The organism is Nostoc sp. 'Peltigera membranacea cyanobiont' 210A (assembly GCF_002246015.1).
Lineage (GTDB): Bacteria > Cyanobacteriota > Cyanobacteriia > Cyanobacteriales > Nostocaceae > Nostoc.
On the sequence record NZ_NOLJ01000004.1, the window covers coordinates 269,010 to 294,715 of the forward strand.

Sequence of the window (25,706 nt, forward strand, 5' to 3'; positions counted from 1 at the left end):
GGACTGGGGATTGGGGACTGGGGAGTTAGAAGTTATAAGAATTCTTCCCATTCTCTTTCAACCAGCACTAATACCTTTGAGCAAAAGATTCATAGTGCGCCGCATGTATGCTTCTACTGGCTCGGTTGTGGGTTTGAAGATCAGTGCATAATATAGTGAACCGCTTACAAGGTCGATAATTAAGTCTACGTCTGCATCCTTGTGAATTTCGCCTCTAGACTTGGCACGCTCAAGTATTTTAGAAAAGGCTTCACGTCTGAGTTTCGTATATTTTGTCCAATAAACCTCGGCAAATTGAGGATTGCTAGACGCTGTACTAACAATCAGCGCAAGTGTCTGACGACCAAGGGGACTATCTATTTTTTTGGCGGCATTCTTAATCAGGATATCCATGTCTCCCCAAAAGCTATCGGTATCGGGGATCGCTAAATCATCTCTGAGACTTTCTATCGCGTCTGCAACTAGTTCTTCTTTGGAAGTGTAACGCCGATAGATGGTTGTTTTACCAACTCCAGCACGAGAAGCGATCGCTTCTATACTCATGCTTTCATATCCTACCTCTGCAAGCAGATCCAAAGTTGCTTGCAGAATAGCTTGGTCGGCGTGGATGCTGCGTGGGCGTCCAGAGGTGCTGTTGATTTGCTTACTCATAAAAATATCATCCCCAAGCAATATCTTCTTGGCCATTTGCTTCTACTTTTGGGCATAGAACATAGCTTCTGGAAAAGGAAATAAGCCTCATAACCCAATTCTCATGCCCTAAAACAGCAGCAATGACCATCCATCTTTAGCATAGGTATTTCTGCCACTTTTCAGGAAAAACTCTCTTGACCGTTTTTATATGATACGCTACCGTAGCGTATATATACAATACTTAATTTTAGCTTTGGCGTTGCTTGACATCTCCCAAATATTATTTGTGCTAAATAATGGCTACCAACATTAAAAGTTCTAGTTTTGACGAATTTGGTTATGTCCACGGCCCATTGAAGTGGGCGATCGCTTTTACGGCTTCTCTGGGTGCGATACTAGAAGTAATTGATACTAGTATTGTTAACGTTGCCCTGACAGATATACAGGCTAGTTTGGGTGCAACTGTTAGTGAAGTCGGCTGGGTGGTAACTGGATATGCGATCGCAAATGTCGTCTTAATTCCCTTATCTGCATGGCTGGGAGATTACTTTGGACGCAAAACCTACTTTATTTTCTCGCTGATTGGCTTCACCCTGGCCTCGGTTTTATGCGGTTTGGCATTTAATCTGCCGATGCTAGTTTTTTCTCGAATTCTTCAAGGTTTATGTGGTGGCGGGTTGCTAGCTAAAGCCCAAGCGATTTTGTTCGAGACTTTTCCACCTGCTGAACAGGGTTTAGCACAAGCAGTTTTTGGGGTAGGTGTAATTGCTGGCCCAGCCATCGGCCCGACTTTAGGAGGATTTTTGGTAGATGGTTTAGGCTGGCGGTGGATTTTCTTTGTTAATATTCCCTTCGGGATCGTTGCAGTGGCGATGTCAGTGGTATTTTTGCCCAAAGACAAAGACAAAAGTGAGACACAAAGCCAAGCCGTCGATTGGTTCGGGATTGGGTTTTTAATTATCGCTATTGGCTGTATGCAAACTTTGTTAGAGGAAGGGGAGAAAGAGGACTGGTTTTCCTCCAGTTTCATTACCACGTTAGCGATCGCCAGTATTATCGGTTTGGGATTGTTTATTTGGTACGAGTTGAAAATAGCCCATCCTGCCGTTGACTTGAGAGTTTTACGTCACCGCTCTTTAGCTGCTGGAAGTGTGTTATCAGCCGTGGTAGGAATGGGGCTTTATGGCACACTCTTTGCTGTGCCGATATTTGCTCAGAGTGTCCTGCACTTTACGGCGACGCAGACAGGACTATTGTTAGCGCCTGGTGCTTTAGCGTCTGCGATCGTGATGGTTTTATTAGGCAAACTGTCTAGTAAAATTGATGCCCGATTTTTAATTGCAATGGGCGCTGTCGGGTCGTCTGGAGTCATGTTTCAACTAGCAGCAATTACCCCACAAACTGGCATAGATGATTTATTTTGGCCATTGGTATGGCGTGGGGCTTTTACTGTGTTGATGTTTCTGCCTTTGAGTTTGGCAGTTTTAGGCCCGCTACCTAAGCAAGATATTTCTGCCGGTTCTGGTTTCTACAATCTCACCCGACAACTGGGTGGTAGCATTGGCATTGCTCTACTCACCACTTTGCTTGACCGACGAGAAGCTTTTCATCGAGCCATCTTATTAGCAAAACTTAGTCCTTATGACCCAGAAACCAGTCAGCGCCTCGATTTACTCAACGGGGCACTCCAAGGTCAAGGCATGGATGCGACAACAGCTCAACAACAAGCACTAGCTTTATTAAGTCAAACAGTAGATATTCAAGCTGCGGTTTTGTCTTACGCAGATTGCTTTCGAGTGGTAGGGGTAGGGTTCCTTTGCTCGTTACCTCTGTTGCTATTTCTGGGTAAAGGCGGTGCAGGAGCGAAAGCACCAGTCGGTCACTAGGAGTAAGGTAAATAGCGATCGCATCCCTATTCTAAATTCTCTGAGTGCAAAACTACGTAATAACACGGCTTCAGGATTATTATCTGCTGAAAGTGATAGCAGAAAATTAATACACACTGATTGATCTAGATGAAAAAAGTAAAAGTCCCACTCAGTTTTGAGCGGGACTATATAAAGTCTTATTGCTAAAATGAGAAATCTTATTCTTAGAAAAAGTTCATTATTGTAATAACCCCAACGCTGGTTAACATCATTAAAGCGCCCATAATTATAGACTGGCCTAATGGATTGCTGAATTTTGCGTTGTTCATTTAAGTAAAATCCCTTTTATTAATAGTTTCTTAACCATATCAAAATCAGTATAATTATCTATAAAAATAATGTAAAACTTAAATTACCTTAAATTTTCTTAATAAATACTTCATTTATGCTCATGTAAGGATTTTTACTGGGTGTTAGGAGTGCTGAGTGGTGAGTGCTGAGTTAGGAGTTAGGAGTTAAGAGTTAGGAGTTTTGTTTACCCCCTTTTCCCCTTGTCTCCCCCATTCCCCATTCTCAAAATGTAGTAATTTCCACACAAAATAATTACCTTATCTCCGAGCGGAATACGTGTCTTGATGGGGTAAGATCGATCTTAATCAAGGTAAAAATATTTGAATAGAAGATTATCATGACAGTCTCCACGGCATCTAGAAACCAAGCGATCGCTTTTGACTTAGACAAATTAAATGAGCAATTTGAAACTGCCACTCCCAAAGACATACTGGCATGGTCTATAGAAAATATCCCAACGGGACTGGTGCAAACAAGCGCCTTTAACGTGGATGACATGATAATTACTCATATTCTTTACACCGAACTGAAGCATCCCGTTCCTGTAATTTTTCTTGACACCTTGCACCACTTCCCTGAAAGCCTAGAATTGGTAGCCAAAGCCATACAAATCTATAACCTTGATCTGCAAACTTTCAAAACTCCAGATGTAGACACCCGCGAAGCCTTTGAAGCCAAGTACGGCGCCAAACTCTGGGACAAGGATATTGCCAAATTCCACCACATTACAAAAATTGAACCACTGCTACGGGGTCTAGACGAACTTAACAGCGTCGCTTGGATTACCGGACGCCGCCGGGACCAAGCAGTAACCCGTGCGAATATGCCCATATTTGAATTTGATGGTAAAGGTCGGCTGAAAGTAAATCCCATAGCTACTTGGACACGTCAAGACAGCTGGGTTTACGTAGCTGAACATGGAGTGATCTACAACCCCCTCCACGACCAAGGTTATCCCAGCATCGGCGACCAACCCATCACCACCAAAGTAGGTGAAGGTGAAGACGAACGCGCCGGACGTTGGCGGGGAAGTGATAAAACAGAATGCGGAATTCATATTTAGTCATTGGTCATTGGTCATTTGTCATTTGTCATTAGTATTAGACAAAGGACAAATGACTAAGAACAAAGGACAAATATGATTAAAATCCTCCATCTCTCCGATATCCACATGGGAAGCGGTTTTTCCCACGGACGAATTAATCCGACGACGGGAGTAAATACACGATTGGAGGATTTTGTCAATACTCTCTCTATATGTATCGACCGAGCGCTGACAGATGCCGTCGATATGGTGATATTTGGTGGTGACGCTTTCCCGGATGCTACACCACCGCCTTATGTGCAACAAGCTTTTGCCAGCCAGTTTCGCCGTCTCATGGATGCCAATATTCCAACAGTGCTGTTGGTAGGCAACCACGACCAACATTCCCAAGGACAGGGAGGGGCGAGTTTAAATATTTACCGCACTTTGGGAGTGCCAGGATTTGTTGTTGGTGATACATTAACTACGCACTGTATTGAAACCCGTAATGGCAAAGTGCAAGTAATTACTCTGCCTTGGCTGACTCGTTCCACCCTGATGACTCGCCAAGATACTGAAGGTTTGTCTTTGGCGGAAGTTAACCAACTATTAACGGAACGTCTGCGAGTTGTGCTAGAAGGGGAAGTTCGCCGTCTTGACCCCAATGTGCCAACTATTCTTTTAGCTCACTTGATGGCTGACAATGCAACCTTGGGTGCAGAACGCTTTTTGGCAGTAGGTAAAGGCTTTACTCTACCCCTATCTTTGCTGACGCGACCTTGTTTTGATTATGTAGCGTTGGGACACGTCCACCGCCATCAAAATCTGAATAAATCCAACAATCCGCCGGTGATTTATCCAGGGAGTATTGAGCGGGTAGATTTTAGCGAAGAAAAAGAAGACAAAGGCTATGTAATGCTGGAACTGGAGCGGGGAAGCGCTGAGTGGGAATTTTGTCCCTTAACAGTTCGGACTTTCCAAACCATTGAGGTGGATATCTCGAAAGCAGATGAGCCGCAAGCGTTGTTAATGAAAGCGATCGCTAAATATAATATTGAAGATGCTGTAGTGCGGCTAATTTACAAACTCCGCTCTGAACAGATGGATTTAATTGACAGTTCCTCTCTACATACTGCTTTAAGTCCCGCTCATACCTACACCATTCAAGCAGAATTAGTGAGTCAATTAGCCAGACCCCGGATTCCTGAATTGAGCGCAAGTAGCAGCATCGACCCAATGGAAGCGTTAAAAACTTACTTAAATAATCGCGAAGACCTGAAAGACATCGCAACCTCAATGATGGATGCAGCGCAGAAGTTGCTAGCAGATGAAGTGGAAGTTTGGCTGGAAGCAGCAACTAATGAGTAGAATCTGACAAAGGTATTCAGGGTTAGCGCATCTCAAACCCTATTTACAGGTGGATTGTAAGCGGGTAAGTAATCTAAAATAACATTGGGTGAAAAAGTACTTAAGTTCTGTGCTAAATCTATCTTTGTCTGTAGAGGAATTTGGGTATGCCAAGACGCAAGCGCGGAGTTATACTCACTTCTGTTGGTTTACAGAAGTTTGAGGAAGCAAGGCACAAGTTTGAGTTTCGAGATAATTTTGGCAAGAGATTCACTCTTGAAGAGTTAAGCTACCGCACTAACCTAGACCCTCTAACAATTAGAAAAGTTTTGAACCGTAGAAAGGGAGTTGACAAGCGAACACTTGAGGCTCTCTTTCTTGGTTTTGATAGCCGCCTATGCGAAGGCTACTATTCGACCTCAGACCCCAACTGCCGTCAAGATTGGGGGGAAGCTGTTTCTGTCTTAGCATTTTACGGACGTACAGAAGAACTCAGTACTCTGGATGAGTGGTTGCTGAAGGATAGCTGTCGATTAGTGACCATTCTCGGAATGGGTGGAGTCGGGAAAACTAGTCTGTCGATCAAATTGGCAGAACTAATGCAGGACAAATTTGATTGTATTGTCTGGCGATCGCTCTATGATGCTCCACCCATTGATACATTCTTGGGTAGCATCATTCAGTTTCTGTCTGACGAGCAAGAAACTGAGGCAGAATTGCCGGAAAGCCTTAATGATAAGATTTCCCTGCTGCTTAACTACTTTAAGGAGATGCGCTGCTTGGTCGTATTCGATAATGTAGATGCTGTGTTACGTGGTGGAAGTCGAGCAGGACAATATAACCTTGGATATGAGCAGTATGGCGAACTCCTCAAACGAGTAGGTAAATCAGACCACCAGAGTTGCTTGCTACTCACAACGCGAGAAAAACCTAAAGAGGTTGCCTCTCTAGAAGGAGAAGCCTTGCCAGTGCGAACTTTGAGATTGGGTGGACTTAAAGAAGGAGAGGGAGAGGAAATTCTTAAGAGTAAGAGGCTCAAGGGTTCAGAAACTCAATTTAACGCACTGGTCAAACGCTATGGAGGCAATGCCTTAGCCTTAAAAATTGTGGCAACTACGATTCAAGATTTATTTGATGGTTATATTTCTGAGTTTTTAAAGGAGGAAACCACCGTATTTGGCGATCTTCGTGACCTATTAGAGCAGCAATTTGAGCGTTTATCTGATGAGGGAAAAGATGTAATGTACTGGCTAGCGATTAATCGGGAGCCAGTAACCCTCTCCAAGTTACGAGAAGATTTAGTATCGCCTTTTCCCCAACTCAATTTAGTTGAAACCCTGGAATCTTTGGGACGGCGATCGCTCATCGAACGAGATACAGCCTACTTCACCCTACAGCCAGTCGTGATGGAGTATGTGACAAGTCGCTTGATTGAGCAAGTTTGTGAGGAAATTGTTAAGCAGGAGTTTTCGCTTTTTAGAAGCCATGCTCTGATCAAAGCTACTGCAAAAGACTATATCAGAGAGACTCAAATTCGTCTCATTCTCTATCCCGTGATTAACCGATTAATTCCACTGTTGCAAGGCAAAAAAAACTTGGAATATGAACTGACTCAAATCTTACTCAAACAACGGGAGAAATCCCCCTTGGAGCCGGGATATGTAGCAGGTAATATTCTTAACTTACTCAATCAGCTAGGAACTAATTTAACGGGCTATGATTTCTCTGGTCTAAGCATTTGGCAGGCTGACCTACGAGATGTAAATTTGCAAAATACGAATTTTGCTTACGCCAATCTCGCGAAGTGTACGTTTACTGAAACCTTTGGTGCTATTCATGCGGTAGCCTTTAGTCCTGATGGAGAACTTCTGGCGGTAGGTGACAGTAATGGAGAAATTCATCTGTACCAAGTTAGCGATGTGCAACCAGTCTTCATCTGCACGCGACACAAGAGTTGGGTAACATCACTGACATTCAGCCCTGATGGTAAGATTCTCGCTAGCGGTAGCACCGATTACACAATAAAGCTATGGGATGTTAGTACTGGTCAGTGCCTTCGCACTCTAGAAGGGCATACAAATGAGGTTTGGTCGGTTGCATTTAGCCAAGATAATTGCACATTAGCAAGTGGCAGCGATGACTGCACCGTGAAGCTATGGAATAGCAGCACTGGAGAATGCTTCAAAACACTCCAGGGACATCTTAGTTGGGTACTCTCTGTTGTCTTTAAGGGAGATACTCAACTGTTGAGTGGTAGTGACGATCGCACTGTTAAATTGTGGGATATCAACACTGGAAAGTGTATGCAAACGTTTGAAAAACATCATAATAGTGGAATACGGTCAATAATCCTCAGTCCAGATGGTCAGATACTGGCAAGTGGCAGCGAGGATCAAACTATTAGGCTATGGAAAACTCAAACAGGTGAATGTCTCAAAACACTTCTAGGGCATTCAAATCGAGTTTTTTCAGTGGACTTCAGCCCGCAAGGCGACCTTTTGGCTAGCGGTGGGCACGATCATAGCGTGAAGTTATGGGGTGTCGATACGGGTGAATGTTTCAAAACGCTTCAAGGACATTTCAGTTGGGTCTTTGCAGTTGCCTTCAGTCCCCAAGGCAAGCTTTTGGCTAGCGGTGGACACGATCAAACCGTGAAGCTATGGAGTGTCGATACAGGTGAATGCCTCAAGACCCTACAAGGATATACCAATCAAATACTCTCTGTTACCTTTAGTCCTCTTAGTGCTAGCTTGCCAAGCATTGGTCAAATTTTTGCTAGTAGCAGCCGCGATCGCACTGTGAGGTTATGGGATGCCGCAACTGGTGAATGCCTCAAAGTGTTAAAAGGACATTCCAACTCGGTTCATTCAGTTATCTTTAATCATGAAGGAAATATCCTAGTCAGCAGTAGTGTAGATAAAACACTAAAAATATGGGATGTTCGTTCAGGTAAAACCTTAAGAACCTTACAAGGACATCGCGCAGCAGTTTTGTCGATTGCCTTTAGTCCAGATAGCCAGACGATCGCAAGTGGCAGTGAGGACTGTACTATAAAATTATGGGACGTTCGTTCAGGTCAAATCTTAAAAACCTTACAGGGACATCACGCTGCGGTTTGGTCAGTTGCCTTCATCTCTCAAGGAGAAATATTGGCAAGTGGCTCCTGGGATCAAACGATCAAGTTATGGGATATTACCACGGGTGACTGCCTCAGAACGTTGGCAGGACACACGAGTTGGATTTGGGCAATTGCGATCGCCCCTGATGGTAATACCCTGGCAAGTGCTAGTCCAGATCGAACAATCAGGCTGTGGAATCCGCACACGGGTGACTGCCTCAACGTTTTGCAAGCAGACACAAACTGGTTGCAATCGATCGCCTTTAGCCCTGATGGCAGGATACTGGCTAGCACGAGTCACGATCTGACAATCAAGTTGTGGGACGTTTGCACGGGTGAGTGTCTGAAAGTTTTGCACGGACATACAGGCTTGGTTTGGTCAGTTGCCTTTAGTTCAGATAACCAAACCTTGGTTAGTGGCGGTGACGATGAAACAATTAAACTTTGGGATATCGTAGCAGGCAAATGCTTAAAAACCATGAGAGCGAGTAAGCCCTATGAGCAAATGAATATTGTCGGAGTTAAAGGTTTAACTGAGGCGGCAACTGCCACATTAACCTCTTTAGGAGCAGTTATCTAAGCTCAAACCATTAGCCTAGTAGTCTGTCCCATTAATTTTGCGGGGCTGCGAGATCCCCGACTTCTTCAAGAAGTCGGGGATCTGAACACCACGAACCTCTGAAAACTTTTGGGACAGAACACTAGCTCACTGAGACATGACTCTTCGGGCTGCTTCGAGGGTGCGATCGATGTCTGCTTCGGTATGAGCTAAAGAAGTAAATCCGGCTTCAAATTGAGATGGAGCTAAATAAACTCCATGTTCTAACATACCGCGATGGAAGCGAGCAAATTTACTTAAGTCAGACTTCTTAGCATCCTCATAATTGCGAACCGGGCCTTCGTTAAAGAAGAAACCAAACATCCCGCTAATCTGACCACCGCAGGCAGCATGACCTGTTTCTCTAGCAATCTCCAGCATTCCCTCTGTGAGTCGCTTCGTAATGCGATCGAGATACTCGTAAGTTCCAGGTTGTTGCAACAACTCTAGCGTCTTAATCCCTGCCGTCATTGCCAGTGGATTGCCCGAAAGCGTTCCGGCTTGATACACGCTTCCGGCTGGAGCAACCATCGACATAATTTCTTGGCGACCACCATAAGCGCCTACGGGCAGACCACCGCCGATGACCTTACCTAAGGTAGTTAAGTCAGGAATAACACCAAATTTCTCCTGCGCTCCACCGTAAGCGATCCGAAAGCCTGTCATCACTTCATCAAATACCAGCAGCGCTCTATGCTCTTGCGTGAGTTTTCGCAAACCTTCAAGAAAACCCGCATCAGGTGGAATAAAACCTGCATTTCCAACCACTGGTTCAAGAATTACACCAGCAATTTCATCGGGATTTTGCTCGAACAATACTTTTACTGCTTCTAAATCGTTGAAAGGAGCGGTCAGCGTATTTCTAGTAACGGATTTGGGCACACCAGGAGAATCGGGCAAGCCGAGAGTGGCAATACCAGAGCCAGCCTTAACGAGAAACATATCGGCGTGTCCGTGGTAGCAGCCTTCAAACTTAATTGCTTTCTCCCGCCCCGTAAAAGCTCGCATTAGACGAAGAACAGCCATACAAGCTTCCGTGCCGGAGTTGACAAAACGCACCATCTCGATACTGGGAACAGCATCGATTACCATCTGTGCCAGTACATTTTCTAAATAGCAGGGCGCACCGAAGCTAGTTCCTTTATGCAGGGCATCGTGCAGAGCAGCAATGACTTCAGGATGAGTGTGACCGCAGATAGCTGGCCCCCAACTGCCGACATAATCGATATATTGATTGCCATCCACATCCCAGATGTAAGCGCCAAGGACGCGATCGAATACGATTGGCTGTCCGCCAACAGATTTGAAAGCCCGCACGGGGGAACTAACTCCTCCTGGCATTAATTTTTGGGCAGCAGCAAAGATTTCTTCCGATTGGGTGGTTTTTAAGCGAGTCGTTGCAATCATGATTTTTTCTCCTGAGATATTTTGATCTGATGCGATCGCAAAGAGCGAGAATCTAGTTATTAAGAGTGACAAGCAAAACGTGCAAATATTATTTCAATTCGAGCATGACTTCATTGTGTCTAAATGCGGGCAAAATGAATGGAGAGTCATAAAAAGCATAAATCGCTTTACCTTTTGTCTCGATACCTTGCCGAGCCAGAAAAGCAGATAATTTGGCTTCGTTTTCCTGCAATTGTTCATCCTCAGCTAGACCGGAGAAACGGATTGCCGCTACTTTGTTGCTGGGAATTTCTTTGATAGTAATGCGAGAGTCTTTTGGTTTTGGCAGCGTTGCTAGCGTATATTGTGAGGGCATCACAAACTGTACCGCCCAAGCGCTTGTGGTGATATTTTCTCCCGCTTCTTGTTGAATGACAGGCGCAGTCATGGCGATTTTTTCACTTGGCTGGGATTGCGTGACAGGCGCAGTCATGGCAATTTTGGTTACAGAGGTGTTTTCACCAAATATGTAAGCGGCAAGAATAGAAAATGCAGCCTTGTTTGCTCGATCTCTTTCAGTTTGAATGACTGTTTCAGCAACAATTTTTGGCTCGTATTGCCGGATTTCAATATCATCATAAGATTGCAATACGGAATATTTTGGTTCTTCGGTTTGACTCATAAGACTTTCACAAATAGCTAAAATTAATGCCATTAAAAGAATCAAAAATCACGATCTCACTAGCACAATCAGATAGTTTCTTACTTTCCCACTTCTTGTACTAACCGTCCATCTTCCATGTGGATAATGCGATCGGCAATATCGAGAATTCGATTATCGTGAGTGACGAGTAAAATAGTGCAACCCTGCTCTTTAGCTAGACGCTGCATGATATCTACAACATCGCGACCTGACTTTTTATCGAGAGCAGCCGTCGGTTCGTCGGCAAGAACAATTTTAGGACGACTGACTAGGGCACGAGCGATCGCAACTCGCTGCTTTTGCCCTCCAGAAAGACTGTCTGGATAATAATCGATGCGATCGCCCAAACCAACACTTTTCAGAGTATCCGTTGCCAGCCGATCTATATCTTGCTTTAGGTACTCATCGTGTAATTCCAAAGACATTCGGACATTCTGCTTTGCAGTTAAGAAAGTTAACAAATTGTGTGCTTGAAAAATATAACCAATCTGCCGCCGCACTTGCATCAGTTGCCGCTTACTAGCCCCAGACATTTCCTGTCCTAAAACTTTCAGGTTGCCTTCCCTAGCGGATCTCAATCCACCTATTAGTGTTAGTAAGGTGGTTTTACCAGAACCGGATGGCCCAGTCATAATCACAATCTCTCCAGAATAAATGTCGAGATTAATATCAAACAAGACTTGCTTGCAAAGTTCTCCCCGACCGAAGTAGTAATCGAGATGGCAAACTGAAATAACGGGTTGTTGGGAAGTGTTTTGAACTTTGAGTTTTGAACTTTGATCGAGACTAATTTCTTGCAACATGAGAGTTAAACCGTAAGTTTGGGCTTGGTTCTAGAAAACTATGAGTTTTGAAATGCGATATTTTTCTAAACTTCAACTCAAAATTCATCACTCGAACGCTCAAAACTTAGAAGATATCAGCCGGATCGGCTGCTCGTAACTTTTGTATAGCGATCGCTCCGGCTCCAATACACATGACGAAAGTCAAAACTAGCACAGTTACCGCACGAGCTAGTTTCATCGCAGTCGGTAAAAACGTTACCGACTGAAAAAAGATGTAAAATCCACTTGAGAGCAAAAAACCTGGAAGAAAGCCCAAAACCGCTAAAATAAAAGCTTCTTGAGCGATAACTCCAATCAGATATATATCGCTGTAACCCATTGCTTTTAACGTTGCGTATTCTGGCAAATGATCGGAGACATCAGTATAGAGAATTTGATAAACGATAACTGCTCCGACTAAAAAACCAATTGCAACACCGAGGTTAAAAGTCGGGCCAATGGAGGAGCCTGTAGACCAATATGCACTTTCACGAGCAGTGAATTCAGCAAGGTTTAGTACCAGTAAATCATCCGGTAGCTTGGCTCGCAAATCAGCCTGGATCTGCTCGATCGAGGCATTTGGTTCTACCTCAACAATACCCAGATCGATTTCGCTTGCTTGGCGTTGGGGAAAAAGCCGTAAAAAGGTAGAATCGCTGACGATTAGATTGCCGTCAGCAGAAAAAGAAGAACCGAGCTTAAATAATCCAACTATTTGAATTTGATAATCGTTAGCTTGAACAGAAAGCGGGTTCTGTTTTTTCAGTAAACTAGGAACGTCCCCAAGCTGAGGAACCAATCCAGCTCTGTCAAACAGCGCTCGATTCAATAACTTCAGTTTATTCAATTGTTGATCGAGTTCTGGTAAGTCAAATGCTGGCTGATTCGGATCGATTCCGTAAACGAAAATTTTACGGCTAGCTCGATTTTCAGGATTTCGCCACGATGCTTGACCCACATATAGCGTCGCCAGGGATTTTACACCGTTAACACCTGCTATTTTATAGAGCTTATTTCTGGAAAAACTTTTGATAGATTGCAAGTTATCAGACAGTTTATTGACTAAAAATAAATCTCCTTTAAGGGTGGTATAGGGGGTAACTTGCGAATCAAAGAGTGCATCCCTAACTCCTAGTTGAAAAAACATCAGAAAATCAGCAAAGGCAATTCCTGCTATGGCAACGAACAAACGAGTCTTTTGACGGCTCATTTGCCGCCAAGCAAGTGGGGTTTTGCGGAATAATTTACCGTATATAAATGCTTTGATAGTCAAATTGCTTCGCTCCAATTCAAAATTCAAGTTGAACCTGCCACGCGATTCAAAATTCAAGAAACAAATCTTAATTTTCCTTATTCCCCAGTCCCCAGTCCCCTCTTAATTGTTATTCGGCTGAATGGCAACCTGTACTTGCAAGTTAGTTAAGTTCGCAACTCGTTTGCTATCTTGGGGATCGAGTGCAATTCTCACTTCAATGACTTTGCGATCGAGGTTTTCTCCAGGTTCGCCGCTAGTTACTTCTTGTTGGATCACCTGTAGTCCAATCAGCCGAACGGTTCCGCGCAACTCTGGGGAGAACGACTCACTCGAAATCGTTACCTGTTGACCTTCACGAACTTTGCCAATATCAGTTTGATATACCTCTGCGATCGCTTCCATCGAGCTGGTTTGTCCGAGTTCGGCAATGCCTTTCTCACCAACAACTTCTCCGGGTTTGGCCTTAATATCGAGAATGCGACCTGCTATGGGGGCGCGAATATAAACTTCAGCGAGATCGGCTTCAGCTTTTTTGACTGCGGCGATCGCTTTGTTAACCTCGGCATCAGCTGCTTGCACGTCTACCGGACGTACCTCAGCAATCTTATTTAGGGTTGCCTTAGCTTGCTCGATCTGCTGCCGTAGAGTATCTACACTCTTATTTTGGTTAGCTCTCGCTTCGGTAAGCTGTGCTTGCGCTGTTTCCAGAGCAAGTTGTTTTCGATCTACTTCCACAGCAGAAATCGCGCCGTTTTGGTAAAGCGAGGAATAGCGATTGTACTCACTATTGGCAGTTTTGACTTCGGCTTGCCAGCGAGAGATGGTGGCCTCTCTAGTAGCTATTTCGCCCTTTAACTCTTCTTCAAGGCGATCGATTTCAGCTTTTTGGGCGGCAATCTCTCCAGATTTTGCGCCGGCTTGCACCTTGGCTAACTCTGCCTGGGATACTTTGACTTGTGCTTGTGCTTCCAGTAGAGCATTTTGCAAACGATCGCGTGAATCCATAATGGCGATCGTCTGATTTGCTTTAACGCTACCGCCCCGCTGTACGAGTAGTTGGGCGACGCGATCGTTGCTTAAGGTAGCAGGTACGGATACTTTGATGACTTCCGTTGCTGGTTCTATCCGTCCTAAAGCGGTAATTTCCTCAATCTTTGGTCTGGTTTGCACGACTTCAACAGGTTTGCTGGTTGATTTTGATTGAGAAATACCGTAGAAAGCGATAATTCCTGTAAGGGCGGTACCACCGACAACTACAGCCAGTGTCCATTGCTTTGAAGGTTTCGAGAGCAATTGTAAATTCATGTCAATCCTTCAAATTTCAGTGAGGACTTTAGTAACGCAAAGCAGGCAAGCAACGGTTTGACGGCAAAAGTTAAACCAGAAGCGATGTCAGGCTTGCCCAATCTTGAGGCTTTAAGAATACTTGGTATAACTCGGCTTCTGGGGTATTTGGTTCGGGTTGATAGCCGTACTCCCAACGCACTAATGGAGGTAAAGACATCAAAATTGACTCCGTGCGCCCGTTAGTTTGCAGTCCGAAAATTGTGCCGCGATCGTAAACTAAATTAAATTCAACGTAGCGTCCGCGCCGATATAATTGAAAATTACGTTCGCGATCGCCATACTCTATTAACTGCCGCCGCTTGACAATTGGCGCGTAAGCAGGTAAAAAAGCTTTACCGCAATCCTGTACGAATGCAAATAATTCTTCCCAATTGCGGGATGCTGGTATGCCAACGCGATCGCTGGTAATTGCTGCTGCTCCTTTGGGATCGGGGCCTCGATAAAGCTGACCTTGACCATCTTGATAGTCAAAAAAGATCCCGCCAATGCCCCGCATTTCTTGACGATGTTTGAGATAAAAATACTCGTCGCACCAAGGTTTAAACACTGAATAATATTCGGGATCGTGCGCGTCACAAGCCTGCTTTAATGTGTAATGAAAATGGGCTGCATCTTCAGCAAACGGATAGTAAGGCGTTAGATCGATGCCGCCGCCAAACCACCAAACCGGGCCAGCTTCAAAGTAGCGGTAGTTGAGATGAACAGTTGGCACGTAAGGATTGCGCGGATGCAATACCATTGAAGTTCCGGTGGCATAAAACTGATGTCCCTCCGCCTCAGGACGTTGTGCCAAGATTGAAGGCGGCAGGTGAGAACCCCAGACTTCAGAGAAATTAACTCCACCTTGCTCGAATACTGCACCGTCGCGGATGACGCGGGATCTGCCGCCGCCCCCTTCAGGTCGTTCCCATGTATCTTCTTGAAACGTGCCTCCGCCATCTAGCTGTTGCAAACCCTGACAGATTTCGTCTTGCAACTGTCGCATCAATTGACTGACTCTAGTCTTGGCATCAACTGGGGGTAGAGATTTGGATTGAGTTGCTTGAGGAGTTAAAGTAGTCTTCATGAGATCAACCTATTTTTCCTAATAACGAACATTTGAAGAAATTCCATAAATTTTGAAAGTTTGTAGGTGTACACACAAGTCTTTTAGAGTTGTTGCGCAACATAGGGAAGGTTAATTTTTGCAGGTCGATGCATTAAAGGTGCAGGTCGATGCATTAAAGGTACAGGTCAAGAAACTTGTGTGTACACCGTAGCCTTATAAAGGGGGGAACTTCTAAAGCCAGGTCATTTGCTACAAGTCTCTTAATCCGCCCGACGCAGTGACTCCCCTTTTTAAGAGGATTCGGGGATCTGAGTGCGTAAGTCTTACAGTTGAAGCACGTTGATACAATTAATATACGCAGCCTTTAAAAACAGTGAAGTTTCTCAAAAACTTACTGCGCTAACACAGGCAAATACTTCCGAATTAATCCGATTATTACTTCCGGCACTTCCAGTTCTGGATTCAACCCTACATCTTCTAGTTCTATAAATGCTTGGATTGCTTGTGGATTTAGATTGGCAAGGCGACGCCCTACTTCCGGCCCTGTAAACTTCGCTTGGCTTCCCCAAATAAAGATGGTAGGCGTTGTCAATTTTGGAATGTATTCTGATAGATCGAAGGATGAGCTACCTTGTAAAAATGACAGGGCAGCATATTCGGCATTTGGCTGCTGTGCCGATTGCACAAAAGCTTCTACAATTTCGGGAGAAAGACGATTGGGTTGAGCAAACACTCGCTCAAAAAAGTCACGAATGCCAAAGCTGCTGACTTGTCCTGCGTAAAGAACGCGATCGAGAATGGGAATACTAGCAATTTGAGCGAAAAAGCTATTGCTGTAGTATTGTCTGAAGTCTTTGATACCTGAGGGAAGCGTGAGAATAAGTGACTTAAACAGGTCGGGACGTTCGATTGCCGCTCGGATTGCAAATGCTCCAGTTAGGGAAGAAGCAATTATTGTTACAGGGCCTTGGCACGTCTTCTCGATGAACTCAATTAGCATCGCGATGTAGTCCTTCGGGAGATAATTTTGTTCGGGATGATCCGATCGGCCCCAGCCAATTAAGTCGGGTGCTAACACTCTATACTCCGCTGCAAATGCTGGATACACTTTCGACCACCCGTAGGCAGATGCTCCACCTCCAATACCGTGGAAGAATATTAAAGTTTCGCGTTCAGGCAGCGTGTCCGATGGCGTATCGCCCATTCCATCGGTTGCCCAAAGTTCACCTTGGTTAGTGTAATAGGCTATTTTTCCCAAGCTGATTAAAACGGAGCGTTGAACAAAACCGAGTGGAATGAACATGAGAAATTCCTCCTCTACATCGACAAGATGAAATCAAAACTAGAAAGTTTAATTGCCAAGTTTTGCTAACCAACGAGCAGCATCTTTGGCATGATAAGTCAAAATCAAGTCAGCGCCAGCCCGTTTAAAGCCAGTCAATGTTTCTATTACTACCCGTTCTTCGTCAATCCAACCGTTGAGGGCAGCGGCTTTAACCATCGAGTATTCGCCAGAAACGTTGTAAGCAGCAACGGGTAAGTTGCTTGCTTCCTTAACGCGCCAGATAATATCCATGTAGGCCAAGGCTGGCTTGACCATTAACATATCTGCACCTTCGGTAATGTCTAGTTCGATTTCTTTTAAGGCTTCACGACCGTTACCGGAGTCCATTTGGTAGGTTCTGCGATCGCCAAATTGCGGTGTTGAGTCGGCGGCATCGCGGAAAGGCCCGTAATAAGCCGAGGCATACTTGGCGGCGTAAGATAATATCGGCGTATCTTGGTAGCCTGCTTCATCTAAACCCGAACGAATGGCTTGCACGAAACCATCCATCATTCCAGATGGCGCGATGATATCTGCACCCGCTTTGACTTGTGAAACTGCCGTTTTTTTCAGCAATTCCAGCGTTGGGTCGTTGAGAACTCGATCCGTTAAATCTCCTACTTCTAAATAGCCGCAGTGACCGTGACTAGTGTATTCGCACAAGCAAGTATCGACGATCACGATTAAGTCAGGTACGGCTTCTTTAACGGCAGTAGCAGCTTTTTGAACGATCCCGCAATCGTGCCAAGCGCCCGTTGCATCTGAATCCTTATCTTCAGGAATGCCAAATAAAATAATAGCTGGAATGCCGAGGTCGTAGACTTCCTTCGCTTCTTCCACGATTTTGTCTACAGAAAGCTGGTAAACTCCAGGCATGGATTTGACTTCGTTGGCGATCGCCTCACCCGGTACGGCAAAAAGAGGGTAGATTAAATCGCTGGTTGTCAGGACGTTTTCGCGCACCATCCGCCGCAATTGGGGATGGCTTCTCAGCCGACGCGGGCGATGAATTGGAAACATAGTATTAAAATGAACGATGAAAGGCTTTACTTAGCCAATAGACTTCTTGCAGAAATGGGTAAAGGGTAAGGGGTAAAGGGGAAACTTTCCCTTTAATCGTATTTTTCTGTCTCCCCCTGCTCCCTGCCCCCTGCCCCCTGCCTACACAGCGACAGGATATTTTTTGAGTTGCAACTCCCTAGCTACGCTGGACTGTCTGGAAAATTTCAGCCAAAATCTCTGTAGCTCCCTGTTGCCGCAATTTATGAGCTAATTGAATACCTAAATTTTCTGCCGAGCTAGGAGTGCCCGTAACAGAATCTTTGACTAGACGTTTGCCATCGACGCTGGCGACTAATCCTGTTAATGTCAGTGTATTTTCGTCTAGCTGCGTATCAACACCGATTGGTACTTGGCAGCCACCTTCTAGTTCTCGCAAGAAGGCACGTTCGGCTAAAACGCGATCGCGGGTAGGGACGTGTTCGATTGCTTTGAGTAATGACAGCACTTGCAAATCGTCAGCGCGGCATTCAATCCCTAACGCTCCCTGTCCGACGGCATAGAGAGAGAGTTCGGTTGGCAGAATTTGATGAATGCGATCGCTCATTCCCAATCGCTGCAACCCTGCTGCTGCCAAAATCAGCACATCGTACTCTCCATCATCTAACTTTGCCAAGCGCGTATTTAAGTTGCCGCGCACATCCTTAAAAGCAAAGTGGGGGAAGTGATAACGCAATTGTGCAAGGCGGCGCAGGGAAGAAGTACCGATAACTGTGCCTTCTGGCAGCGTATCGATTTGCTTATCTTTGTGCTTTTGATGCACAACTAAAGCATCTGCTGGGTTTTCCCGTTCTGTTACGGCTGCTAGCGCTAACCCCTCTGGTAAGCAAGTTGGCAGATCCTTGAGAGAGTGAACCGCAAAGTCAATCTCCTGATTGAGCATTCCCAATTCGAGTTCTTTGGTGAATAATCCCTTATCGCCAATCTTGGCTAACGCCACATCCAAGATGTTGTCGCCTTGGGTGGACATGGTGTGGACTTCAAAGGAAATATCGGGAAAATGCTTTTGGAGTTGTTCTCGAACCCAGTAAGTTTGCACGAGTGCGAGTTGGCTTTTACGAGAACCGATGCGGATGGTGCGAACGGGGCTGGAAATCTTAGATGAAGCGGGTTGCACTGAAGTCATAGCTTTTAGTTGAGATTGTTTGACGAGTAGTTGAGCTGTTTGACTGTCTCGAAAAAGAAAGCAACATTCTCTTCTGGAGTGTTCGGTAAAATCCCGTGACCGAGATTGAGGATGTGCTTCTGATTCCCCGCTTTGCGGATCGTGTCCAGAATGCGATCGCGGATTAGTTCTTTAGTACCGAACAACACGCACGGATCGATATTTCCTTGCACTCCAATATTTGCGCCGAGTCGCTGCCGCGCTACTGCCATATCTACAGTCCAGTCTACGCTAATGATATCGACACCCGATTGCGCCATTAACTCTAGGATTCCAGCACTGTTGTTGATATACAAAATCAGTGGCGTGTCCGGGTGCGTTGCTTTCACCTGTTGCACGACTCGTTGCAGGTAAGGTAGAGAAAACGTTTGGAAATCTTCAGGGCTGAGTTGTCCCGCCCAAGAGTCAAACAGTTGCACGATTTGCGCACCGGCATCAATTTGGTAACGAGCGTAAACTGCGATCGCATCTGCCAGTTTCCCTAAAAATTGATGCAGCATGGCAGGTTGGCAGAAAGCCATCCTTTTGATAATGGCGTAGTCTTTCGAGCTTTTACCTTCAATTGCATAGGCAGCTAGCGTCCAAGGAGCGCCCACAAAGCCCAAGACGGTAGCTTGACCGTTAACTTCTTGGCGTAGCGTCTTCAGAATTTGCTGCACGAAGGGTAAAGAAGCTTCGGGATCGAGGTCAGTCAGCGCTTCAATTTGTGCTTGTGTGCGGATTGGCTGCTCGAATATTGGCCCTTTACTTTCGATAATGTCAAACGAGATACCCATACCAGGCAACGGCGTGAGGATATCTGAGAACATGATCACCCCATCGGGTTGGAAGGCACGGAAAGGTTGCAGCGAGATTTCCACGGCTAGATCGGGGTTCTCGGAGCGATCGCGGAACGAAGGATACTTCTGACGCAAATCTCGATAAACTTTCATGTAGCGACCTGCTTGGCGCATCACCCATACCGGAGGGCGATCGAGTACCTCACCTCGCGCCGCTTGCAGTAACGTATAATTCCCCATACATTTCTCCCTGGATTTAATAATTGTCATTTCAAGAATTTGGGATTTGCAACAATCCAATCTTGTGGGGTGGGCATCTTGCTCATTGGTGTCAAGTTAAGCCGAAAACTATATCGGACAGGCGTTTTGCAAATCCCTCACGCCCTCATCCCCTAACCCCTTCTCCCTTGGGAGAAGGGGAACTTGAATGTCTAGTGTCTAGCTCCCCTCTCCCCAAGGGAGAGGGGCTGGGGGTGAGGGCAAAACATTTTCACCAAGCGGGTTTAGCGTTAAGTTGACACCTATGGCATCTTGCCCGCCCTAGTTATGCGAACTCTAAATTTAGTTCTTCAATAAGACAGAAGCTGTTCATGAGCGATCGCCCACTATGGCTGAAACAAACCATTCTGTTTTCTCAGGAGAAGGTGGCATTAAATTTCCGTTCGAGTTGTCTGATTGATTCTGATAAGGTTTCATACCCCATCCCATAGCCAAACATTTTTGCCGAAGTTTGCGATAAGCAACAGATAAGTTATCGCAAGGAACGTGAACTTCGTCTGACAACTTATCCGGGACTGCCATCGGATATTCGGACTCAACCACTCCCTTATCTTCCATCACAACTTTGTAAGCTGCCCGCTGAAATATGCCATCGGCCCAAGGGAAAGTTAAAAAACTGCGAAACTGAATTCGCTTGGTAATAGTGGTGCGATCGTCAACAGGAACATGGACAGTAAAATTAACCAGCTTGCCACGACCGAAGTCAACCACTAACCGAGTGATATTGGGCATATAAAAGCCTAGAGTCACCTTCACATTGGCTTTCAATGGGCGAAACACAAAGGCGAAAAGGTCTTTTGCTTTGGTGTAATCTCTGACATTAACTTTGGCGTGGCCCTCCCACTCCCCTACATTCAGCTCGTAATCTTCCATTTTTTGCTCTAATGCAAACCCATTGCCGAAGGACTTGGAATGAATAATAGATACGTGAGACATATCCATATCATTCTCTAGGGTGCGGGTGTAGTGAGCATTCAGTTCGTATTCAAAGAAAATTTTCTGTAGGCTTGGGTCTTCAAATTCTGGTAAGGGTGGGATTGGCGGACGCTCTTCTTCTGGTAAGTCTCCATAAAATAGCCAGATAAAACCGTATTTTTCCTGTATTGGATAGCTATCTACGCGAGCATTCTTGGGAATAGGAATTCCGGGTTGATTAGCAGGAATATTAATACATTTTCCATCTGCTTGAAACTTCCAGGCATGATAGGGGCAATGGATACAATCATCTTTTACCCAACCGAGAGATAAGGCAGCACCACGATGGGGACACCGATCTTGGAGAGCTATCAGTTGTCCTTTAGCGTTACGGTAGAAGACAAATTTCTGATTTAATATCCGAACTTGCTTGGGCTTTGTAGTAACGGCGGTGCTGAACTCACAAGCGTACCAGAAGTTTTTTAACATACTTACTTCCTGCTATTGCTATTAAGAATCATGGATTTTCTTAAGTTACGCTTTGAGCAATAACTTCTTCAACTTTTGCATGGACTTCAATACTTTCAATTCTCATTTGAGCAACTTTGAAATGTTCCCGGTTCACTTGAGCAACATTGATGTTTTTTGCTGCTATCTCTACGGTGCTTATTGATAGGGAGGATGTTTGGGCAACAAAACTAGATTGCACCTCTGGCGTATCTAGATTAAACAACTCTTGCAGAACTTGGAGGACAAGGCGTTGAGCTTCTACATCTCGCTGTGTCCGCAGTTGCACCATCGGTTCGTGGAGAATTTTGTTGATAATCCTTTGAGTTAAGGCTTCGACGGCTTCTTGATGTTTTTTAGCAAAATCAGATCCCATACGGGACAAAGCTTTTTCTAACTCTTGTTCGCGAATTTTTTCGAGTTTGTCCCGTAAACAGCTAATAATGGAAACGGTTTCTCGCGATCGCAACCAAGTTTGAAATGCGTCTAAATCCTCTTGGATTAATGCTTGCGCTTCTATTGCCATTTGCCGACGACTTTCTTGATTCTGGGCAACGACGGTTTTTAAATCATCAACATTAAACACTCGCACGTGAGGTAACTCATTAACGTCCGCATCAACGTTACGAGGCACTGAAATATCGACCAGCATCAAAGGCTGTTCGGGTTGCAATGCAGCTTTGAGTTTGGCTTTATCGAGTAAGGGTTCAACTGAAGCAGTGCTAGTAAAGACCAAATCCGCAGCTGCCACTAATGACATCAATTCAGCGAGGGGATAATATTGTACTCCAGCATCACTAAATTGATTCGCCAATTCCTCAGCTCGTTCGATGGAACGATTGACAATTGAAATTTGAGTTGCGCCTTTAGAGATTAGATGTTGCACCAGTCGCCGAGCCATGTTGCCAGCGCCGACAATTGTCACTCGGCAAGCCGATAACTTCTCTACTTTGATTTGGGCTAATTCGACTGCCGCAGAGCTAACCGAAACTGCACCCGTACCGATTGATGTCTGCGTTCTCACCCGCTTTGCAGTGGTAACGGCTTGCTTGAACAACTGATTGAGGATGCGTTCGCCCTGATTGTATTGCTGAACCAGTTGGAAGGCGTGTTTGACTTGAGCCAGAATTTGTCCTTCTCCCAACACCAAGCTATCCAAACCGGAAGCAACTTGCATCAAATGTTTAACAGCATCTTGCTGTAACAGAGTAAACAAGTATTGATGCAAGTCTGAAAAAGGCAGTTTACTGTACTCGCAAAGAAACTCTGTCACCTCTTGAGCTGCCCGATCTATCTTGTTTACAACTACGTAAATTTCTAAACGATTACAAGTGCTAAGAATGGCAGCTTCTTCAATGTGAGAGTATTTACACAGCTGGGCGATCGCGTTTTCAATTCGTTCTTCTGGAATACTCAGTTTTTCCCGAATTTCAACCGGAGCTGTTTTGTGACTAAGACCTACAAGTGCGATATTCATGTTTCCTCCTCTGAAGTTTGTCTTCTTCTAGAGCCTCGGTCAAGTAATATGGATGGTTCTAAACAAGATAATTGAGAAGTCACTTATACTGCGATCGCAGACTTAGTAGCAACATTCTCAACGAGCTGGTTTTCCTGTGGTGCGATCTGTTCGTAATCAAAAAAGCCAGAGTTAAATATTCCTTTGGGATCGTACTTCCTTTTCATTTGATTAACTTTTGGCCAGTAATCCCCAAATTGGCTTTGCCACTGTTGAATAGTAAAATCTATCCAGCAAGTTAGATATCTTTTTCCGCCCATCTCTAAACTCAGGTTACTGAGCTTTTTCAATTCAGCTAAGATGGGTTGAACTTGCGATTTCGGAATGCTGGGATAAATTCCAAACCCAATAATCAGTTCTTCCTCTTGCGGTAAACGAAACATCGGCATCGTGTTATTCCGGTTTACCAAGCAAAAGCAGCCCATTTGCGCTTTACTAATATCGAGAAAAGCAGGCAACTGTTTGAGAGCCGTTTCAATGTAATTTTTAGCCGATGAAGCAGGAAGAAAAACATCCATCCAAGGGTGAGCGATATCCTTGCTATCTACTTGAATCATCGGTTCGATGAATTGTGCAAATCCCAAGTCTTCAGTATGGATATGACGGTAAAAATTTAAGCCAGTAAGGATTTCTTTGTCATCAATAGCCTCAAGAGAATTTGCTTCAACAGTAATCCGCAACGTGTAAAACCATTGAATCAAAGGTTGCATTATTCCTGTTGCTCTGGATACTCCTTGCAAACAGGGAACTGGGAAAGATACGAGATGATCGACCCTTTGTTCGGTTACTAAAACCCGTTTGTCATCCAAAAGAGCATCTAGGTTGTCATAGAACAGCAAATACGTGCGGGTTTGGGAAGGGTAAACTTTGAGTTTGTGCTGAACTTGGGTAATAATTCCAAACTGACCGTAACCGCAAAGTACGTGATTAAAAAGTTCGCTGTTTTCTTCAGGCGAACACCAGAGAATATCACCTTCTGCGGTTACGACTTCTACACCAAGACAATTATCAGCTTGATTTCCGTAACGAAAAGAGGCTGCACCTATACCACCCGCAGAATGAGTTCCTCCTACAGAAACACCAAAATAATTGGTTAATACGGGAGGAACTAAACCATCAGGAATACAAGCATCGATTACTTGATTCCAAGAAGTCCCCGTATCAGCTTTAAACCAGAGTTGGTCTTTTTGGATATCTCGAATTTTATCGAGATTCCTCATATTTAAAACGATTCCATCTTGGTTTAAAGATTGACCGCCTAACGAATGTCCCGCAGCGCGTGAAGAAACTACTAATTCTTTTTGAGCGGCATATTTGACAGTTTGGGCAATATCGTTAGCGTTTTGAGGAGTGACAACAACTTGAGGAGACTTTTGAAATATACCACCAAAATCTTGGGAAACTTCTGTCAAAATTTCTGAAGCGTTGCTGACTTCACCTGCAATCAAATGCTTGAGGTCTTGAACAATGCCATTCATAAAAGTTACGATCCTTTAGAAAGAGACGTTTTTAAAAGATTCATCCCAATCTGCAAGATTTTAGGAGTCAAGCGAATCAAATCGAGAATATGAGAGAACAAGCTCGGTGTTTTTTGTGGCTTTACTTCTACCCCTTTGGCAGGTCTTTCATACTTAAACATACAAACGCAGTCACCATCTGCCTGCTTGCTAATAATTGCGGCTTTCATCCCAGGAAATGCTCTCCTGGTTGCTTCTTGTTCCATCTCGCAAATAACTCGGCAAGGGCTTTCAAGTCCATATTCTTTAGCAATTGAAAGAACCGGGCAAACTCGTTGAATTTCTAGTGCAGCATCTTTTCCTTCTTGGGAAATATCTACGACTTGCATTTTGAAGCCCATGATCCGAAAGATCGGAATTGCATCGGTAAAGCCTTTGGCTATGGTGGTATTGTCAATGAAAGCACCCATGAACGCTTTTTGATGACCAGGGTAGGCTAACATCATTTGTTCAAAAGCTGCATCTTCTCCAATTTCATCTGACAGTTTCTTGTAGGCTGCAAATCGATTCCTAAACATACTCACTGCTTTGGAGGAATCCATTTGCATCACATCGTTCATGGTAATGTCGCCAATACCTATAACGTTATCCATTGCCAGTTCTCCGTGTTTGTTATTCATTTAAATGACCTAAAAAAACGAGCTAATCAATGGCTGATTACTGCTAAATTTCAGACAGTGATCGCCATAAACTTTTTTGCTACTAGAATCCTACGATTGACAATATAAACAGCAATTTGTCAATCAATTCTTTGGTATCCTGCTCAATCACTTTCTCTTATCCCTACTAATTCAGGGATAGCATGTCCTTGGTGATTCAGGACTAGTATGAATTGAACTCCATAAGTATAGTAAAATGATCGTCAACGTTAGGTATCTGCTAGCAAACATACACAGGAATACAATGTCAACTTCTTGCATCTGCTTGATGGAGAGATGACTCAACCATTTAACTTGGAAAAACTTGCTAATTTCAGTTTTGAAGTTGGCGAATTCAGTTGAGTTAGACCAGCGAAATAATTGGTTAATTTTTAGCAAAATACTTGTCGGCAATTTTTCCATAAACACCTTGTTACTTCCTATTTAGAGGCTATCTCTAAAGAAATGTAAAGAGTAAAAATTAGGCGATTATTATACCATTTCA

The 25,706-nt window shown here is 44.5% G+C and carries 19 protein-coding genes; 4 read left to right on the forward strand and 15 right to left on the reverse strand.

Going from position 1 to position 25,706, the window contains the following annotated elements; translation table 11 throughout:
* Positions 1–57 precede the first annotated feature (57 nt).
* Positions 58–651 carry a TetR/AcrR family transcriptional regulator gene (locus tag CDG76_RS14150; RefSeq protein WP_094349631.1) on the reverse strand — a complete coding sequence of 198 codons (594 nt, stop codon included), beginning with the start codon at positions 649–651 and terminating at the stop codon, positions 58–60.
* A gap of 278 nt (positions 652–929) precedes the next feature.
* Between CDG76_RS14150 and CDG76_RS14155 the strand changes: the two genes are divergently transcribed.
* From CDG76_RS14155 to CDG76_RS14170, 4 genes are all read left to right on the forward strand, one after another.
* Entirely contained in the window at positions 930–2,519 is a 1,590-nt protein-coding gene (locus CDG76_RS14155) for a DHA2 family efflux MFS transporter permease subunit (protein ID WP_094349632.1), read from the forward strand.
* 670 nt (positions 2,520–3,189) lie between these two features.
* Entirely contained in the window at positions 3,190–3,915 is a 726-nt protein-coding gene (cysH, locus tag CDG76_RS14160; RefSeq protein WP_094349633.1) for a phosphoadenosine phosphosulfate reductase, read from the forward strand.
* Positions 3,916–3,990: 75 nt separating this feature from the next.
* Positions 3,991–5,244: an exonuclease subunit SbcD gene (sbcD, locus tag CDG76_RS14165; RefSeq protein WP_094349634.1), complete on the forward strand. Its 1,254-nt coding sequence runs from the start codon at positions 3,991–3,993 to the stop codon at positions 5,242–5,244.
* 146 nt (positions 5,245–5,390) lie between these two features.
* Positions 5,391–8,921, forward strand: coding sequence for an NB-ARC domain-containing protein (locus CDG76_RS14170; protein WP_094349635.1), 3,531 nt, complete (start codon positions 5,391–5,393; stop codon positions 8,919–8,921).
* 126 nt (positions 8,922–9,047) lie between these two features.
* On the opposite strand, the gene hemL is transcribed toward CDG76_RS14170, so the two are convergent.
* The 14 genes from hemL to CDG76_RS14240 form a co-directional block, all read right to left on the reverse strand.
* Positions 9,048–10,346, reverse strand: a complete 1,299-nt coding sequence (gene hemL / locus CDG76_RS14175; RefSeq protein WP_442946373.1) for a glutamate-1-semialdehyde 2,1-aminomutase — start codon at positions 10,344–10,346, stop codon at positions 9,048–9,050.
* Between the two features lie 88 nt (positions 10,347–10,434).
* Positions 10,435–11,007 carry an SOUL family heme-binding protein gene (locus CDG76_RS14180; protein WP_190240850.1) on the reverse strand — a complete coding sequence of 191 codons (573 nt, stop codon included), beginning with the start codon at positions 11,005–11,007 and terminating at the stop codon, positions 10,435–10,437.
* An 80-nt stretch (positions 11,008–11,087) separates the two neighbouring features.
* The gene (locus CDG76_RS14185) at positions 11,088–11,831 is read right to left on the reverse strand and encodes a DevA family ABC transporter ATP-binding protein (RefSeq protein ID WP_094349637.1); all 744 of its coding nucleotides are present in this window, start codon (positions 11,829–11,831) and stop codon (positions 11,088–11,090) included.
* Positions 11,832–11,937: 106 nt separating this feature from the next.
* The gene (devC, locus tag CDG76_RS14190; protein ID WP_262984328.1) at positions 11,938–13,125 is read right to left on the reverse strand and encodes an ABC transporter permease DevC; all 1,188 of its coding nucleotides are present in this window, start codon (positions 13,123–13,125) and stop codon (positions 11,938–11,940) included.
* Positions 13,126–13,227: 102 nt separating this feature from the next.
* Complete coding sequence (locus CDG76_RS14195) at positions 13,228–14,412, reverse strand: ABC exporter membrane fusion protein (protein WP_094349638.1); 1,185 nt, start codon at positions 14,410–14,412, stop codon at positions 13,228–13,230.
* A 70-nt stretch (positions 14,413–14,482) separates the two neighbouring features.
* Positions 14,483–15,520, reverse strand: a complete 1,038-nt coding sequence (gene hemF, locus CDG76_RS14200) for an oxygen-dependent coproporphyrinogen oxidase (protein ID WP_094349639.1) — start codon at positions 15,518–15,520, stop codon at positions 14,483–14,485.
* Positions 15,521–15,893: 373 nt separating this feature from the next.
* Positions 15,894–16,805, reverse strand: coding sequence for an alpha/beta fold hydrolase (locus CDG76_RS14205; protein WP_094349640.1), 912 nt, complete (start codon positions 16,803–16,805; stop codon positions 15,894–15,896).
* 48 nt (positions 16,806–16,853) lie between these two features.
* Positions 16,854–17,846, reverse strand: coding sequence for a porphobilinogen synthase (hemB, locus tag CDG76_RS14210; protein ID WP_094349641.1), 993 nt, complete (start codon positions 17,844–17,846; stop codon positions 16,854–16,856).
* Between the two features lie 178 nt (positions 17,847–18,024).
* Complete coding sequence (hemC, locus tag CDG76_RS14215; RefSeq protein WP_094349642.1) at positions 18,025–19,011, reverse strand: hydroxymethylbilane synthase; 987 nt, start codon at positions 19,009–19,011, stop codon at positions 18,025–18,027.
* 5 nt (positions 19,012–19,016) lie between these two features.
* Entirely contained in the window at positions 19,017–20,069 is a 1,053-nt protein-coding gene (gene hemE, locus CDG76_RS14220) for a uroporphyrinogen decarboxylase (protein ID WP_094349643.1), read from the reverse strand.
* A 348-nt stretch (positions 20,070–20,417) separates the two neighbouring features.
* Positions 20,418–21,512, reverse strand: a complete 1,095-nt coding sequence (locus CDG76_RS14225; protein ID WP_094349644.1) for an aromatic ring-hydroxylating dioxygenase subunit alpha — start codon at positions 21,510–21,512, stop codon at positions 20,418–20,420.
* A 40-nt stretch (positions 21,513–21,552) separates the two neighbouring features.
* Entirely contained in the window at positions 21,553–23,007 is a 1,455-nt protein-coding gene (locus CDG76_RS14230; protein WP_094349645.1) for a glutamyl-tRNA reductase, read from the reverse strand.
* An 83-nt stretch (positions 23,008–23,090) separates the two neighbouring features.
* Positions 23,091–24,524, reverse strand: a complete 1,434-nt coding sequence (locus CDG76_RS14235; RefSeq protein ID WP_094349646.1) for an FAD-binding protein — start codon at positions 24,522–24,524, stop codon at positions 23,091–23,093.
* Between the two features lie 5 nt (positions 24,525–24,529).
* Complete coding sequence (locus CDG76_RS14240) at positions 24,530–25,183, reverse strand: L-2-amino-thiazoline-4-carboxylic acid hydrolase (protein WP_223265236.1); 654 nt, start codon at positions 25,181–25,183, stop codon at positions 24,530–24,532.
* Positions 25,184–25,706: the final 523 nt, after the last annotated feature.

Bases quoted from the DNA above. Each gene is read 5' to 3' on its own strand.
- CDG76_RS14180 (WP_190240850.1), bottom strand. From the start codon at position 11,007: ATGAGTCAAACCGAAGAACCAAAATATTCCGTATTGCAATCTTATGAT.
- CDG76_RS14225 (WP_094349644.1), bottom strand. From the start codon at position 21,512: ATGTTAAAAAACTTCTGGTACGCTTGTGAGTTCAGCACCGCCGTTACT.
- CDG76_RS14230 (WP_094349645.1), bottom strand. From the start codon at position 23,007: ATGAATATCGCACTTGTAGGTCTTAGTCACAAAACAGCTCCGGTTGAA.
- CDG76_RS14170 (WP_094349635.1), top strand. From the start codon at position 5,391: ATGCCAAGACGCAAGCGCGGAGTTATACTCACTTCTGTTGGTTTACAG.
- CDG76_RS14195 (WP_094349638.1), bottom strand. From the start codon at position 14,412: ATGAATTTACAATTGCTCTCGAAACCTTCAAAGCAATGGACACTGGCT.
- hemF (WP_094349639.1), bottom strand. From the start codon at position 15,520: ATGAAGACTACTTTAACTCCTCAAGCAACTCAATCCAAATCTCTACCC.
- sbcD (WP_094349634.1), top strand. From the start codon at position 3,991: ATGATTAAAATCCTCCATCTCTCCGATATCCACATGGGAAGCGGTTTT.
- CDG76_RS14235 (WP_094349646.1), bottom strand. From the start codon at position 24,524: ATGAATGGCATTGTTCAAGACCTCAAGCATTTGATTGCAGGTGAAGTC.
- cysH (WP_094349633.1), top strand. From the start codon at position 3,190: ATGACAGTCTCCACGGCATCTAGAAACCAAGCGATCGCTTTTGACTTA.
- CDG76_RS14205 (WP_094349640.1), bottom strand. From the start codon at position 16,805: ATGTTCATTCCACTCGGTTTTGTTCAACGCTCCGTTTTAATCAGCTTG.
- hemC (WP_094349642.1), bottom strand. From the start codon at position 19,011: ATGACTTCAGTGCAACCCGCTTCATCTAAGATTTCCAGCCCCGTTCGC.
- hemB (WP_094349641.1), bottom strand. From the start codon at position 17,846: ATGTTTCCAATTCATCGCCCGCGTCGGCTGAGAAGCCATCCCCAATTG.
- CDG76_RS14155 (WP_094349632.1), top strand. From the start codon at position 930: ATGGCTACCAACATTAAAAGTTCTAGTTTTGACGAATTTGGTTATGTC.
- CDG76_RS14240 (WP_223265236.1), bottom strand. From the start codon at position 25,183: ATGAATAACAAACACGGAGAACTGGCAATGGATAACGTTATAGGTATT.
- hemL (WP_442946373.1), bottom strand. From the start codon at position 10,346: ATGATTGCAACGACTCGCTTAAAAACCACCCAATCGGAAGAAATCTTT.
- CDG76_RS14150 (WP_094349631.1), bottom strand. From the start codon at position 651: ATGAGTAAGCAAATCAACAGCACCTCTGGACGCCCACGCAGCATCCAC.
- hemE (WP_094349643.1), bottom strand. From the start codon at position 20,069: ATGGGGAATTATACGTTACTGCAAGCGGCGCGAGGTGAGGTACTCGAT.
- CDG76_RS14185 (WP_094349637.1), bottom strand. From the start codon at position 11,831: ATGTTGCAAGAAATTAGTCTCGATCAAAGTTCAAAACTCAAAGTTCAA.